We start from the raw sequence: 15,170 nt of genomic DNA on the forward strand, positions 1-15,170 counted from the left end.
AAATCCTTAATTGAGGGGCGTTGCCGCCCATTCCGGACAGGGCGCTTCCTCGATGCGCACCGGACACTGCCGGGGCACAAGGGGAAACAGCGCGATCAGGTCGTCATTGCGCAGTCGGATACAGCCATGGGAACGCGGCACGCCCATGGGCTCGCTGTCCGGCGTACCGTGCAGGTAGATGTAGCGTCGAAAGGTATCCACCTTGCCGAGCCTGTTGCGCCCCGGCTCGCAGCCGCTGAGCCAGAGGATGCGCGAGAGTATCCAGTCACGTTCGGGAAACTGCGCAGCCAGCTCGGCCGACCACAGCTCGCCAGTCCAGCGCCGCCCACGCAGCACCGCCCCCAGCGGCAGCCCCTCGCCGATCTTCGCCCGTACCTGATGCAGGCCGCGGGGCGTGCAGCCCGAGCCGTTGAGCTCGCCCGGACCATTGAGCGCAGTAGACACCGCTAGACGCAGCAACAGCTGCCCGTCGGCAAAGCCGTACAGGCACTGATCGGCGAGTGAGATGTGGAGAAAATCGAGGGCGCGCATGGGCGGCTAGCTTAGCGGATCACGCCCGCCAAGCCCACCCGTGGGGCATCAAACCTTGGCGGGCGCGACCGGACTCTTGCTCCGAGGCTTGTGCTGGGCGTTGGCCAGGGCCTCATCGACCAGCCCACTCTCGGACCGCATGCCGGCGGCCAGAAACGGCACCATCAGGCGCATCACCTGCTCGATCGAGGTATTGACCCCGAAATCCGTCTCGGCCATCGCCCGCAGTGCCTTGATCCCGGACATGCTGAACGCCGCGGCACCCAGCATGAAGTGCACCCGCCAGAACAACTCCAGCGGCGGAATGCGCGGCGCCGCTTCGTGCACCAGGAGCATGTAGCGACGAAACACCTTGCCGTACACTTCTTCCAGATACTTGCGCAGGTGACCCTGGCTCTGGCTGAACGCCAGGCCCAGCAGGCGCATGAAGATCGACAGGTCGTTACCGCTGCGCGGCTTTACCGCCAGGGCCTGCTCCACCAGCAGCTCAAGCAACTCCTCGAGACTGACCTTAGCCTCGGGCTTGGCCTGGCGGCGGTCCAGTTCACGCTCGAGACTGGCGCAGAACGGCCCGAGAAAGCGCGAGAAGACCGCCTGAATCAGCGCCTTCTTCGAACCGAAATGGTAATTTACCGCGGCCAGGTTGACCCCGGCCTTGCTGGTAATAAGCCGCAACGAAGTCTCGGCAAAGCCCTTCTCCGCGAACAGCTGTTCCGCTGCATCGAGAATGCGTTCAACGGTTTCCGATTGGGCCATGACCTTTCACCTGACAAACACTCGTTTGAAACATACGTTTCAGGCCACCCGCTTGTCAAGCCGCGCGAGCCGTCTTTTGGCCGGGCAGTCACATTTGCACAATAGCGAGCTTCGCCAGCAGATCAAGACGCCCCGAACGCCCTTCGAGTAACACGCTGACGCCCACAAACTACAGGGTCGAATACGCCTCGGCGCAATAAAGGTGGATTGCCAAGCCGATCGCACTGTATATAATCCCAGTCACTGTATAAAAAAACAGAGTCCTGACATGCTTAAGCTGACGCCGCGCCAAACCGAGATTCTCGCCTTCATCAAGCAGTGCCTGGAAGACAACGGCTATCCGCCGACTCGCGCGGAGATCGCGCAGGCGCTCGGCTTCAAGTCACCCAATGCCGCCGAAGAACATCTCAAGGCCCTGGCTCGCAAGGGCGCCATAGAAATGACCCCGGGGGCCTCCCGTGGCATCCGCATTCCCGGCTTCGAGCCGAACAACAACGAAGAGGAAGGCCTGCCGGTCATCGGCCGCGTCGCCGCCGGTGCGCCAATACTGGCACAGCAGCACGTGGAAGAATCCTGCCGGATCAACCCGGAGTTCTTCCACCCCCGCGCCGACTACCTGCTGCGTGTGCGCGGCATGAGCATGAAGGACATCGGCATTTTCGACGGCGACCTGCTCGCCGTGCACACCACCCGCGAAGCGCGCAACGGTCAGGTGGTGGTTGCCCGTATAGATGACGAGGTGACGGTCAAACGCTTCAAGCGTGAGGGCAACCGGGTATGGCTGATTGCCGAGAACCCCGAATTCGCCCCGATCGAGGTGAACCTGGAAGAACAGGACTTGGTCATCGAAGGCTTGAGCGTCGGCGTCATTCGCCGCTAAAGGAGGATTTATGCAGTCCCCGCAGCCACTGAACCGATCGCAACTCCCGCTATTCGATGCGTTTCTCGCCGCGCCGACTCCGGCGCTACTGGCCGAGGCGTCACCGCCGGCCTGGCTGGAGGAGCCGGAAGCATTCAGCGAGCTGTCGCTGCGCGGCGCTGCGGGACACTGTCTCAGCCTGCTGGCTCCAATTCTCCGGGAGCTAAGCGATAACAATGATGCGCGCTGGCTGACCCTGATAGCACCGCCGGTCACGCTGACCACCAGCTGGCTGCGCGACGCCGGCTTGAATCGCGAGCGCATCCTGCTGCTGCAACCGGGCGACAGGCAGAGCGCCCTGCAGTTAGCCGAACAGGCCTTGAAGCTGGGGCGCAGTCATACCGTGATCAGCTGGCTGCACCCACTCGAGCAGGCGGCTCGATCAAGACTCGAGCAAGCCGCCCGCCAGGGAAAGGCGCAGAGCCTGAATATCAGCCTGGGATAGGCACATGAAGAGCAGCCCCGAAAGCACACAGGAGCGAGTTCATTCGAGGTCAGGTTAGGCGAGAGTAAAGAGGAGCTAGAAAACTGACAGGCAGTGCGACCCTGCCCCGGCGGCTCAATGCAGAACGCGCGCCTCTTCCTCATGCTGAAAGTCGCCTTCGGCCAACCTGCCCGCCATCTGCACACCAACGTTCAGCATGGCCTTGGCCACTTCAATGTGCTGCCCCTGCAGGAAGGCCTTGGCATCGGCAGAGAAATCCAGCACCACCAGCGCCTCCTCATCCTCCGCTCGACGCAGGGCTATTCGCCCATCGGGCAACTCGACAATTTCCAGGAAGGATGTAGGCATTGGTTAGGCTCTCCACGAAAGGCCGGCATTGTAACAGCCGACCAGGCTTCACCCTAGTCCGCCCATCCAGAGCCGTATCACCACTCGGTGAGCGACTCGCGAAAACGCTGGGCCAAGCCCTTGAGCTGCTGCCGCCAATCCTCAAGGGTTGCCCGTGCCAGCGGCGGCGATTCGCGATCCAGGCTGACGGCCTCGATCAACGGCGTGGTCGGGTCGACCTTGGCTTTCTGCTCCGCCTGAGGAGGCTGAAACAGCTCGGCATAGGCGCGCAATAGCTGCGCCAGCCAGGTTTCCGGCTGCTGCGCCAACTCGATCAGCTCCGCCAGCTCCGGACTCGGCGCCGCTTCGAGCACGGCACTACTCAGTAACTGTTCGGCACGCGGCGCCGTGCGCTCCGGCAAGCGGTAGTAGCCGGCGATCTCGTGACACAAGCCAAGCAATGCGCCATACAGGTGGAACAACGCCGCCTCGCGCTCGGCCTGAATCAGGCCCTGGGCGTTCATCGCCTGCCCCTCTTCCGCCTTGCGCCAGGACTCAAGCGCCAGACCGGCATAGAACATTTTCTGATTGGTGCGGGTATAGAGTTCATTGGCCATGCGAGCACCCTCCACAACGTATCAGATCACTATACGCGCGCCAGCCTGGACCGGCGCGCGAACTACGTGATCAGCGCTTGTCTTCGACCTTCCACTTGCCGCCATCGTAGAAAGCCCGCCAGCCGGTAGGCTTGCCCTCGACCTCGGACTGCACGTACTGCTCCTTGGTCTTGCGGCTGAAGCGGATCACTGCGGGACGGCCTTCCGGGTCCTTCTTCGGCGCCTCGAGCAGGAAGTGATACTTGGGATCGATCTCGTCCTTGTGCGGAAGCAATTCCAGCACCAGAGGCGCGCGGGTCTCGCGGTTCTTCGGGAACTGGCTGGCGGCCAGGAACAGACCGGATGCGCCGTCGCGCAGCACGTAAGTGTCGTTGACCTTCTCGCACTTGAGCTCGGGCATCTTCACCGCATCCATCTTCGGCGGTGCCGGCTCGCCACTCTTGAGCAGCTTGCGGGTGTTCTTGCACTCGCTGTTGGTGCAGCCGAAGAACTTGCCGAAACGGCCGGTCTTGAGCTGCATCTGACTGCCGCACTTGTCGCACTCCAGACTCGGCCCTTCGTAGCCCTTGATACGGTACTGACCCTGCTCGACCTCATAACCCGCACAGTCCGGGTTGTTGCCGCAGACATGCAGCTTGCGCGTCTCGTCCAGCAGGTAGGCATCCATGGCGGTGCCGCACTTCTGGCAGCGATGCTTGCCCAGCAACACCAGGGACTCCGACTCGCCCTCATCATCGGCGGCGATCTCGTCACCCGGAATCAGGTTGATGGTCGACTTGCAGCGCTCCTTCGGCGGCAGGCTGTAACCGGAGCAGCCGAGGAACACCCCGGTGGAGGCGGTGCGAATCATCATCGGCCGGCCGCATTCGCGACAGGGGATGTCGGTGGGCGTCGGCATGTTGGCGCGCATGCCGTTTTCGCTGGCCTCGGCCACCTCGAGCTTGCCCTTGAAGTCGCCGTAGAACTCATCGAGCAGGTGCTTCCACTCGCGCTCGCCCTGGGCGACGTCATCCAGGTGCTCTTCCATACCGGCGGTGAAGCCGTAGTCCATCAGGTTGGCAAAACTCTCGGACAGGCGCTCGGTGACGATCTCGCCCATCTTCTCGGAATAGAAGCGACGATTGTGCAAGGCGACGTAACCGCGATCCTGAATGGTCGAGATGATCGCCGCATAGGTCGAGGGCCGGCCGATACCGCGCTTCTCCATCTCCTTGACCAGGCTGGCCTCGGAGAAGCGTGCCGGCGGCTTGGTGAAATGCTGGCTGGGATCGAGCTGGAGCAACTTGAGCACTTCGCCTTCACTCATCTCCGGCAGTACATCGTCCTCACCCGGCTTGCTCTGCTGCGGCAGTGCCCGGGTATAACCGTCGAACTTGAGAATGCGGCCCTTGGCGCGCAGCTCGAACTGGGCCGCGGCCACGGTGACCGTGGTGGACAGGTACTCCGCCGGCGGCATCTGGCAGGCGACGAACTGACGCCAGATCAGCTCATAGAGGCGTTCGGCGTCGCGCTCCATGCCCGACAGCTGGGTCGGCTTGAGGTTGACGTCGGAGGGGCGAATCGCCTCGTGGGCCTCCTGGGCGCCTTCCTTGCTGCTGTACGCGTTGGCCTTGGCCGGCAGGTACTGCTTGCCGTACTCGTTCTCGATGAAGTCGCGGACCATGCCCACGGCGTCCGCCGAGAGGTTGGTCGAATCGGTACGCATGTAGGTGATGTAGCCGGCCTCGTAAAGGCGCTGCGCCATCATCATGGTCTTCTTCACGCCGAAGCCCAGGCGATTGCTCGCGGCCTGCTGCAGCGTGGAGGTGATGAACGGGGCCGAGGGCTTGCTGCTGGTCGGCTTGTCTTCACGCTTGGCGATGCTGTAGCTGGAGTCCTTCAGCGTCGCCAGGGCGGCCATGGCCTGGGCTTCGTTCAGTGGCTTGAAGGCGGCGCCGTTCTCCCGGGCGACCTCGAAGCGCACGGTAGCGCCCTTGCCGGTGCCGAGGTCGGCATGCACTTCCCAATATTCTTCCGGAACAAAGGCGCGGATTTCCTTCTCGCGCTCGACCACCAGCTTCACCGCCACCGACTGCACCCGTCCGGCGGAAAGGCCGCGGGCGATCTTCGCCCACAGCAGCGGCGAAACCATGTAGCCGACCACGCGATCGAGAAAGCGTCGCGCCTGCTGGGCATTGACCCGATTGATATCGAGCTCGCCCGGTTCGGCGAAGGCTTCCTGGATCGCCTTCTTGGTGATCTCGTTGAACACCACGCGCTTGTAGCGGCTGTCGTCGCCACCGATCGACTCGCGCAGGTGCCAGGCGATAGCTTCCCCCTCGCGATCCAAGTCGGTTGCGAGATAGATGGTGTCGGCATCCTTGGCCAAGCGGCGCAGCTCTTCGACCACCTTCTCCTTACCGGGAAGGATCTCGTACTTGGCTTTCCACCCCTGCTCGGGGTCGACGCCCATGCGGGAGAACAGTTGGCGCTTGGCCTTCTCCTTGGGCGACAGGGCCGGCGCCTCGCCGGCCGCGGCCTTGCCGCGCTTGGCCGGTTCCTTGGCGGCGCTTGCCGAGCCACTGGTAGGCAGGTCACGGATATGGCCGATGCTCGACTTCACCACGTACTGGCTGCCCAAGTACTTGTTGATGGTCTTGGCCTTGGCCGGGGATTCCACGATGACCAGCGATTTACCCATGGATCAGAAAATTCCTGAATTCTAAATAATGAAGGGCGACCGGCGCCCGACGCGGCACCGCTATATATAGTGGCGCCAAAGGTGAGGTCAAGCGAAGGCGTGACCCGCGAACGGCTCAGACCCCGCCAATTACCGGTGTTTCAGCCTGAACCAGGGCAAAACGCGGCACCGTTTCACCCTCGACCACGACCTCCCCGCAGAACATCTCCAGCGGCCGCACCCACAGCCCGAAATCGCCGTATAGCGCCTGGTAGACGACCATCTGCTGTTCGGTCTCGGAGTGGCGGGCGACGCCGAATACGCGGTATTCGGGCCCCTTGTAATGACGATAAAGACCGGTTTGTAACTGCATCGCACAATTCCTTGAAAAAACTTATCGCCAACAAACAAAAACCGGGGCACAGGGCCCCGGTTTCTTGTCCACCAACGCTTAAATGCGTTCGAAGACCGTGGTGATGCCCTGGCCGAGGCCCACACACATGGTGGACACGCCAAAAGTCCCACCGTTCTGCTTCATGACGTTCAGCAGGGTACCGGAGATACGGGCACCGGAACAACCGAAGGGGTGCCCCAGGGCGATGGCGCCGCCGTGCAGGTTGACCTTCTCCTCCATCTTGTCGAGCAGCTTGAGGTCCTTCAGCACCGGCAGGGCTTGGGCGGCGAAGGCTTCGTTGAGCTCGACGAAATCGATGTCGGCCATGCTCAGGCCGGCGCGCTTGAGGGCCTTCTGCGTGGACGGCACAGGGCCGTAACCCATGATCGCCGGGTCGACACCGGCCACGGCCATGGCGCGAACCACCGCCATCGGCTGGATGCCCAGGTCCTGGGCACGCTGAGCGGACATCACGATCATGCAGGAGGCACCGTCGGTGATCTGCGAGGACGTACCCGCGGTCACGGTACCGCCCTTGGGATTGAACGCCGGCTTGAGGGCCGCCAGGCTCTCCAGGGTGGTCTCAGGACGAATGGTTTCGTCGTAGTCGAACACCTTGAGGAAACCGTTCTCGTCGTAGCCCTGCATCGGGATGATCTCATCCTTGAACTTGCCTTCGACGGTGGCCTTGTGGGCCAGGCGGTGCGAACGCTCACCGAAGGCGTCCTGCTGCTCGCGGCCGATGCCATGCATCTTGCCGAGCATCTCGGCGGTCAGCCCCATCATGCCCGAGGCCTTGGCCGCGTACAGCGACAAGTGCGGGTTCGGGTCGACCCCGTGCATCATGCCGACGTGACCCATGTGCTCGACGCCACCGACCACGAAGACGTCGCCGTTGCCGGTCTGGATCGCCTGCACGGCGGTGTGCAGGGCGCTCATCGACGAGCCACACAGGCGGCTGACAGTCTGCCCGGCACTGGTGTGCGGGATCTGGGTCATCAGCGACGCCATGCGCGCGATGTTCCAGCCCTGCTCCAGGGTCTGATTGACGCAGCCCCAGATGACATCCTCCACTTCGGCCGGGTCGACCTTGGTGTTGCGTGCCAGCAAGCCGCTGATCAGGTTGGCCGACATGGTCTCGGCGCGGGTATTGCGGTGCATGCCGCCCTTGGAACGACCCATCGGGGTACGACCGAAGTCGACGATCACTGCATCTCTAGGATTCAGGCTCATAAATTCACTCTCGCTCTAGTCGTTGCGCGCTTAACCGAAAAACTTCTGACCGTTGGCGGCCATTTCGCGAAGCTTGGCGGTCGGGTGGTACAACGCGCCCAGATCGGCGTACTTGTCGGCCAGGGCGACGAACTCGGCGACTCCGACGCTGTCGATGTAGCGCAGCGCGCCACCGCGGAAGGGCGGGAATCCGATGCCGTAGATCAAGCCCATATCGGCCTCGGCGGCGGTGTCGACGATGCCGTCTTCCAGGCAGCGTACGGTTTCCATGCACAGCGGGATCATCATGAAGTTGATGATGTCCTCATCGGTCACTTCACGCTGCTCTCGGACGATGGACTTGAGCAGCTCGTAGGCCTGCGGGTCGATGACCTTCTTCGGCTTGCCGCGCTTGTCGGTCTCGTAGACATAGAAGCCCTTGCCGTTCTTCTGGCCCAGGCGGTTGGCTTCGTACATCACGTCGACCGCCGTGCGGCCTTCGACTGCCATGCGATCCGGGAAACCCTCGGCCATGACGTCGCGACCATGGTGGCCGGTGTCGATACCGACCACGTCGGACAGGTAGGCCGGGCCCATGGGCCAGCCGAACTTCTCCATGACCTTGTCGATGCGTACGAAGTCCACACCCAGCTCGAGCAGCTTGGAGAAGCCGCCGAAGTACGGGAACAGCACGCGGTTGACCAGGAAACCCGGGCAGTCGTTTACCACGACCGGCGTCTTGCCCATCTTCTTGGCGTAGGCCACGGTGGTGGCCACGGCCACTTCACTGGACTTCTCGCCACGAATGACTTCGACCAGCGGCATCATGTGCACCGGATTGAAGAAGTGCATGCCGACGAAGTTTTCCGGGCGCTTGAGCGCCTTGGCCAGCAGGCTGATGGAGATGGTCGAGGTGTTGGACGCGAGGATCGCGTTCTCGCCGACGGCCGCTTCCACTTCGGCCAGCACGGCCTGCTTGACCTTCGGGTTCTCGACCACGGCTTCGACGACGATATCGACGTTACCGAAGTCGCCATAGGTCATGGTCGGACGGATGGCATTGAGTGCCTCGGCCATCTTCGCCGGCGTCAGTCGACCCTTCTCGACGCGCTTGCCGAGCAGCTTGGAGGCCTCGTTCAGGCCCATCTGGATACCCTCTTCACGGATATCCTTCATCAGGATCGGTGTACCTTTTACCGCCGACTGATAGGCGATACCGCCACCCATGATGCCGGCGCCGAGTACGGCGGCCAGTTTCACGTCCTGGGCGATTTCGTCGTGGTGCTTGGCCTTCTTCTTCAGCTCCTGATCATTCAGGAACAGGCCGATCAGGCTCTCTGCGACCGAGGTCTTGGCCAGCTTGACGAAGCCGGCGGCCTCGACTTCCAGGGCCTTGTCGCGGGTGAAGTTGGCGGCCTTCTGGATGGTCTTGATAGCCTCGACCGGCGCCGGGTAGTTCGGACCGGCCTGGCCGGCCACGAAACCCTTGGCGGTCTCGAAGCACATCATCTGTTCGATGGCATTGAGCTTGAGCTTGTCCAGCTTGGGCTGGCGCTTGGCCTTGTAGTCCAGCTCGCCGGAAATGGCACGCTTGACCAGGTCCAGGGCGGCGGCCTGGAGCTTCTCGGCACCGACCACGACGTCGACGGCACCCACTTTCAGGGCGTCGGCAGCGGCGTTTTCCTTGCCCGCGGCGATCCACTCCACCGCGTTGTCGGTACCGATCAGGCGCGGCAGACGAACGGTGCCGCCGAAGCCCGGGTAGATGCCCAGTTTGACTTCCGGCAGGCCCACTTTGGCCCGCTCAGCCATGACCCGGTAATCCGCCGCCAGGCACATTTCAAAACCACCGCCCAAGGCGATGCCGTTGATCACGGCTACGGTCGGAACGCCGAGGTCTTCGAAGTCGCTGAAGATCTTGTTGGCTTCGAGGTTGCCGGCTACCAGCTCTTCATCAGGCAACTTGAAGTTGTCGACGAATTCGGTGATATCGGCGCCGACGATGAATACGTCCTTGCCACTGGTGACAATCACGCCCTTGATCGACCCATCGGCCTTGATCGCATCAACCGACTGACGCAGCTCGTTCAGGGTTAGACGGTTGAACTTGTTGACGGATTCACCCTTGAGGTCGAACTTCAGTTCGACGATGCCACTTTCAAGAGCCTTAACCGTGATGGCTTTACCTTCGTAAATCATCAACTGATCTCCACGGTATGGAAGCTGAACTGTACACATCGGAGCCAACCAGCAAGCTAACCCTCGGCACAACCGCCGAACATAGCTCCAAGGAACCTGGCACACCCACCGACGCGATATTCGGACTGTAAAGGCGCTGCCGTTTTAGGCAAACACTCAATTCATACGCCCGTTTGATTTGGGTGTGCACACCTTCGTTGAAAAATTTTGACTTGTCAATCGGCCTGGCTCACTCCGCCCCCCCGAGCGCCATCACCTACCTCTAAAGGCAGTCCAAGAGCGCGCCGTAGCGCGGCAGAAGGGCGATTTTCGCCATCGCATTTCGGCAATCTGGCCGACTCAGAGCCGGACAAACGTGATCCAGCGCATGCCTAGCAAATTTATTTTGCTCCGGGTACAGTCGTCTCAAATACGCCATGGCATGGCCAGGCGATACAACAACAAAAATAATAGATGCCCCCTCAAGGGGACACGGAGTAGCCATGTCGAGCCGACTGCTTGCCATATCCCTAGGCGCCCTGCTCGCCCTGTTCAGTGCCACCAGCCACGCCGCCGACCCCGCCAACAACCTGCTCGAGCTGCACCAGTTGCGACTGGCGGCGCAGAAGAGCCTGGGCGATTTCTACATGTACAACGGCATGGAAGGCGACCAGCGTTATGCGCGAATGATTGGCCAGTCGCTGATCGAAGCCAACGAGCGTCTGGCGGCGCTGACCGACATGCCCGGTGAAGGCTCGAAGGCTCTGCGCGCGCAACTCACCCAGCAGTGGACCGGCTACCGGAACGACCTCGAGGGGCTGATCGTCACCCTCAAGACTCAGGGCTACACCGACCTGCAACCGGTGGCTGACCTGGCCGCCGACAACCGTCAATTGATGGCCCTGTGCCTGGAGCTGTACAACAAGATTCAGCAGGAAAGCGGCCACCAGGTTCTCGCCCTCACCCAGCAGAGTCGCGAACAGAGCCTGCTGATGCAGGAGATTGCGGTGGATTACGCCTTGCGCAGCGCCTCGGTCGGCGCGACGTTCATGGGCGGCGGAGAGGTCCGCCCTATCGAGGAGATGGTCGGCCAGTTCGCCGAGCAGCTGGCGCAGCTGGAGAAGGCGGCTCAGAACACGTCGCAGATCAAGCAGACTCTCAGCGGCATCAGCACCAAATGGCGCTATATCGAGAAATCGCTGAAGAACTACAACGAGAACAGCGTGCCCTTCCTGGTCAACAAATATTCAGACAGCATCATCGAAGGACTGGAGCAGGTATCCGCTCAGTATGCGGCCACCCAGTCCTAGCTCCACCGGCGTGCCCCATTCGCTTTTTCCGGCCTGCCTGGCCGCCCTTCCAGCCCGACGCTTGCGCCGGGCCTTTCTTTGTCCGTCAGGCGTGGGCCCGCAGAAAATCGACGATTCTTTGCAGACCGTCGTCCTGCCCGCGCTCGCCCCAGCACAGGGCAACCATCTGCGGCGTGGCCTCGGCCTTGAAAACATCGGCCGGCAACCTCGCCAATTGCTCGGCCAGAGGCCCTTGCGCCACCGGCTCACGCCATTGATTCACCCACTGACCCGGCACGGCCTGCCAGTAGCACCAGCTGTCCCGGTGGCCACGGCGGCGGCCCAGATGATATTGGGCGCAGGCGCCCGGCGGCTCCGTCGCCAGCCAATGCGGCCACTTCTGACGCGACAACTGCATAGCCAGCCCCATTCGCCGCGCCTGCAGGCGCACGTCCATCTGCCCGCGCTGGCGCCGCGAAGGAATCAACCAGGTCAGCGGACTGAGGATGCAGGCCAGGAGCAACAACAGGAGCCACAGGGACATAAGCGCTATCTCGCAGGCAAAAGCCTGTCATCAGGGTTCAATACAGTCATACTTACTCTCATCGCCTGACCTTTTAAGGAGTCACCCATGCCCTATCAGCACATCTTGGTCGCCGTCGATCTGACCGAGGAATGCGACCCGGTCATGCAGCGTGCACAGAAACTGGCCGCCAACAGTCACGCCAAGCTGTCCGTGGTGCATGTCGTCGAACCTATGGCCATGGCCTTTGGCGGTGATGTGCCGATGGACCTGTCGATGCTGCAGCAGCAGCAATTCGATCAGGCGCGTGAGCGGCTGGACAGCTTTGCCGGCAAATACCCGAAGCTCGGCACCGACCAGCGTCATCTGGCCTACGGCCAGCCGCGCCAGGAAATTCACCGCCTGGCCGAGGAACAAGGCTGCGACCTGATCATGGTCGGCAGCCACGGCCGCCACGGCCTGGCGTTGCTGCTGGGCTCCACCGCCAACGACGTGCTGCACGGCGCGCCCTGCGACGTGCTGGCCGTTCGCCTGAACAAGCCGGAATAGCCATGAGGCCGGTGAATGACGCCCCCGCGTCATTCACCGCGCCGGCTACTCGAAGCTGTCGCCGGCACTCATCACCAGCGGGCGAATCTTCTGCAACTGGGTTTCCAGCGAGTAGGTCATGCTCGACGACATCGAGAAGAAGGTCAGGAACGCCTTCAGGTTCGAGTCGCCCTCGCAGGTGGCATGTATGCGCTGCCAGAACGCCTGATTGACCAGTTGCAGTTGCTGAAACGTGCGCACCAGTCCTTTAAGCTCCCAATCGGCATGGCGCCCCTCGCGGAAATTGAAATACTGGCGCGCCAGGTACAGCGAGAAGGCGCGCAGGATGAACTCCTGGTTACTGGCGAATGGCAGGTGGTTCTGCGCCATCGGCCGCAGCTTGCCCAGCACAGGGCAGGCGCTGGTCGCCATGATCACCCCCAGCAACGCGCGCAGGCCCTCTTCGAGTCCCGCGTGCTTGGTGTATTCGCGCTCCGGCGTGCGCACCCAGACCATGGCCTTCTTGAAGGCCGGCAAGCCCTGAAAGTCCTCGATAACCTTATGCAGGTCCACCGCCGCCGGACAATGGCTGAAGGTGTTGCGGCTCAACGGGCAGTTGCTGCACTGCTGATGCTCCAGGCGCGTCCAGCTCGGCGCCGCGCTGGCCTGCTCCGGGTCATATGCGCGTTCCAGCTCGATGCGATAGCTGAACTCATGATTGTCGTCGAGAGTGAACCGGTACTCGATGGCCATGCCTTGCTCCGCCAGACTTCTAAAGGTTCTGTTTGAGGGTTTTCGACCGTATTGTGAACGGTTTCAGCCTTCCAGTTCCGCCCAACGCTCCAAAACCTGATCCAGTTCATGTTGCAGCGCCTGCAGCTGGGCCAAGGCTGCGGCCGTCTCCTCCGCCGGCTGCTGATAGAACGCCGGGTCACCCACGCGCGCTTGCAGGGCGGCGATCTGCGCCTCCAGCGCATCGATCTGGGCGGGAAGCGCTTCCAGCTCACGCTGCAGCTTGTAACTTAGCTTCTTTTTCCCCGCCGCCGGCGTGGCCGGCTCTGCTGCCGCCGGCTCGGGCGCGGGCGCAACCACCGCCGAGGCCAGCTCGGCCTTGCCCGCCTTGCTTTCGCCCACGCCGAGCAATCGCGCCGAACCACCCTGGCGCAGCCAGTCCTGGTAGCCGCCGACATACTCGCGCACACGCCCTTCACCCTCGAACACCAGGGTGCTGGTGACCACGTTGTCGAGGAAGGCCCGGTCGTGGCTGACCATCAGCACGGTGCCGGGGAAGGTCAGCAACACCTCCTCCAGCAACTCCAGGGTTTCCACGTCGAGGTCATTGGTCGGTTCGTCCAGCACTAGTAGGTTGGCCGGCTTGCTGAACAGCTTGGCCAGCAGCAGGCGTGCCCGCTCGCCGCCGGAAAGGGCCTTGACCGGCGTACGTGCACGCTGGGGACTGAACAGGAAGTCGCCCAGATAGCTCAGCACGTGACGGCTCTGACCATCGATGGTGATGAAGTCGCGGCCTTCGGCAACGTTGTCGATAACCGTCTTCTCCGGCTCCAGCTGATGGCGCAACTGGTCGAAATAGGCCACTTCCAGGCGAGTGCCGACCTCGATCTTGCCCGCGGTGGGTTGCAGATCGCCGAGCAGCAGCTTGAGCAGCGTGGTCTTGCCGGTGCCGTTGGCACCGAGCAGACCGATACGGTCGGAACGCTGCAGCACCATGGAAAAATCATCGACCAGCTTGGGACCGCCCGGGTGGGCGAAGCCGACGTGCTCGACCACCATCACCTGCTTGCCGGACTTCTCCGCCACATCCAGCTGGATATTCGCCTTGCCCTGACGCTCACGCCGCTCGCTGCGCTCGGCACGCATGGCCTTGAGCGCGCGCACGCGACCTTCGTTGCGGGTCCGGCGGGCCTTGATGCCCTGGCGAATCCACACTTCCTCCTGGGCCAGGCGCTTGTCGAACAGGGCGTTGGCGGTCTCCTCGGCGGCCAGTTGCTGCTCCTTGTGCACCAGGAAGCTGGCGTAGTCGCCGTTCCAGTCGATCAGACCGCCACGGTCCAGCTCGAGGATGCGCGTGGCCAGGTTCTGCAGGAAGGCGCGGTCGTGGGTGATGAACAGCACCGCGCCGTTGAACCCGAGCAGCGCCTCTTCCAGCCAGGCAATGGCGCCGATGTCCAGGTGGTTGGTCGGCTCGTCCAGCAGCAGCAGGTCCGGCTCCGAGACCAGCGCCTGGGCCAGCAGCACGCGGCGACGCCAGCCTCCGGACAGCTCGGCCAGGGTCTTGTCGGCCGGCAGCTGCAGGCGGCTCAGGGTGCTATCGACCAATTGCTGCAGACGCCAGCCGTCGCGCGCCTCGAGGTCCTGCTGGACGTGCATCAGCTTGTCCAGGTCGGCATCGCTGTGGATGTTCTGGCTCAGGTGGTGGTACTCGGCCAGCAGCGCACCGACACCGTCGAGGCCCTCGGCCACCACGTCGAACACGGTGCGCTCGTCGGCACGCGGCAACTCCTGCGGCAGTTCGCCGATCTTCAGCCCCGGCGCCCGCCAGATCTCGCCGTCATCGGCGTGCTGGTCGCCCTTGACCAAACGCAGCAGACTGGATTTGCCGGTGCCATTACGGCCGATGATGCACACCCGCTCGCCACGGGCGATCTGCCAGGACACCTTGTCCAGCAGCGGCATGGCGCCATAGGCCAGGGAAACATCGGTGAACTTGAGCAGGGTCATCACACGCCTCGACGATACGACTGGTGCTGCGCGGGCGGAGAAGGTCGGAGGAG

Annotated in this window: 15 protein-coding genes; 4 read left to right on the forward strand and 11 right to left on the reverse strand. The window is 62.7% G+C overall.

Going from position 1 to position 15,170, the window contains the following annotated elements; all coding sequences use genetic code 11:
- Window positions 1-6 precede the first annotated feature (6 nt).
- Window positions 7-531 carry a L,D-transpeptidase gene (locus KDW96_RS03595; protein WP_255839048.1) on the reverse strand — a complete coding sequence of 175 codons (525 nt, stop codon included), beginning with the start codon at window positions 529-531 and terminating at the stop codon, window positions 7-9.
- Between the two features lie 48 nt (window positions 532-579).
- The gene (locus KDW96_RS03600; RefSeq protein WP_255839049.1) at window positions 580-1,287 is read right to left on the reverse strand and encodes a TetR/AcrR family transcriptional regulator; all 708 of its coding nucleotides are present in this window, start codon (window positions 1,285-1,287) and stop codon (window positions 580-582) included.
- A gap of 268 nt (window positions 1,288-1,555) precedes the next feature.
- Between KDW96_RS03600 and lexA the strand changes: the two genes are divergently transcribed.
- Window positions 1,556-2,167 carry a transcriptional repressor LexA gene (gene lexA, locus KDW96_RS03605; protein WP_255839051.1) on the forward strand — a complete coding sequence of 204 codons (612 nt, stop codon included), beginning with the start codon at window positions 1,556-1,558 and terminating at the stop codon, window positions 2,165-2,167.
- A gap of 10 nt (window positions 2,168-2,177) precedes the next feature.
- Window positions 2,178-2,651 (forward strand): SOS-induced cell division inhibitor SulA, encoded by a 474-nt coding sequence (gene sulA, locus KDW96_RS03610; RefSeq protein ID WP_255839052.1) that lies wholly within the window; start codon window positions 2,178-2,180, stop codon window positions 2,649-2,651.
- Window positions 2,652-2,765: 114 nt separating this feature from the next.
- Here the strand turns inward: sulA and KDW96_RS03615 are convergent, their stop codons facing one another.
- From KDW96_RS03615 to fadB, 6 genes are all read right to left on the reverse strand, one after another.
- A complete protein-coding gene (locus KDW96_RS03615) occupies window positions 2,766-2,999 on the reverse strand; it encodes a hypothetical protein (RefSeq protein ID WP_255839053.1) in 234 nt (77 codons plus the stop codon).
- A 77-nt stretch (window positions 3,000-3,076) separates the two neighbouring features.
- The gene (locus KDW96_RS03620; protein WP_255839054.1) at window positions 3,077-3,595 is read right to left on the reverse strand and encodes a DUF6586 family protein; all 519 of its coding nucleotides are present in this window, start codon (window positions 3,593-3,595) and stop codon (window positions 3,077-3,079) included.
- A gap of 70 nt (window positions 3,596-3,665) precedes the next feature.
- Entirely contained in the window at window positions 3,666-6,275 is a 2,610-nt protein-coding gene (gene topA / locus KDW96_RS03625; RefSeq protein WP_255839055.1) for a type I DNA topoisomerase, read from the reverse strand.
- Between the two features lie 115 nt (window positions 6,276-6,390).
- Window positions 6,391-6,627: a DUF1653 domain-containing protein gene (locus KDW96_RS03630; RefSeq protein ID WP_255839056.1), complete on the reverse strand. Its 237-nt coding sequence runs from the start codon at window positions 6,625-6,627 to the stop codon at window positions 6,391-6,393.
- 78 nt (window positions 6,628-6,705) lie between these two features.
- Entirely contained in the window at window positions 6,706-7,881 is a 1,176-nt protein-coding gene (gene fadA / locus KDW96_RS03635; protein ID WP_255839057.1) for an acetyl-CoA C-acyltransferase FadA, read from the reverse strand.
- A 30-nt stretch (window positions 7,882-7,911) separates the two neighbouring features.
- Entirely contained in the window at window positions 7,912-10,059 is a 2,148-nt protein-coding gene (gene fadB, locus KDW96_RS03640; protein ID WP_255839058.1) for a fatty acid oxidation complex subunit alpha FadB, read from the reverse strand.
- 482 nt (window positions 10,060-10,541) lie between these two features.
- Here fadB and KDW96_RS03645 point away from each other — a divergent pair, with 482 nt between their 5' ends.
- Window positions 10,542-11,348, forward strand: a complete 807-nt coding sequence (locus KDW96_RS03645) for a hypothetical protein (RefSeq protein WP_255839059.1) — start codon at window positions 10,542-10,544, stop codon at window positions 11,346-11,348.
- Between the two features lie 85 nt (window positions 11,349-11,433).
- Here KDW96_RS03645 and KDW96_RS03650 read toward each other — a convergent pair whose 3' ends face one another.
- Complete coding sequence (locus KDW96_RS03650) at window positions 11,434-11,871, reverse strand: hypothetical protein (protein WP_255839060.1); 438 nt, start codon at window positions 11,869-11,871, stop codon at window positions 11,434-11,436.
- 87 nt (window positions 11,872-11,958) lie between these two features.
- On the opposite strand from KDW96_RS03650, the gene KDW96_RS03655 reads away from it, so the two are divergent.
- Complete coding sequence (locus tag KDW96_RS03655; protein WP_255839061.1) at window positions 11,959-12,399, forward strand: universal stress protein; 441 nt, start codon at window positions 11,959-11,961, stop codon at window positions 12,397-12,399.
- 45 nt (window positions 12,400-12,444) lie between these two features.
- Here the strand turns inward: KDW96_RS03655 and KDW96_RS03660 are convergent, their stop codons facing one another.
- Together KDW96_RS03660 and KDW96_RS03665 are read right to left on the reverse strand one after the other, a co-directional pair.
- Entirely contained in the window at window positions 12,445-13,131 is a 687-nt protein-coding gene (locus KDW96_RS03660; RefSeq protein ID WP_255839062.1) for a DUF6901 family protein, read from the reverse strand.
- Between the two features lie 63 nt (window positions 13,132-13,194).
- Window positions 13,195-15,117, reverse strand: coding sequence for an ATP-binding cassette domain-containing protein (locus tag KDW96_RS03665; RefSeq protein ID WP_255839064.1), 1,923 nt, complete (start codon window positions 15,115-15,117; stop codon window positions 13,195-13,197).
- Window positions 15,118-15,170: the final 53 nt, after the last annotated feature.

Source organism: Pseudomonas benzenivorans (assembly GCF_024397895.1).
Taxonomy (GTDB): Bacteria; Pseudomonadota; Gammaproteobacteria; order Pseudomonadales; family Pseudomonadaceae; genus Aquipseudomonas; species Aquipseudomonas benzenivorans_A.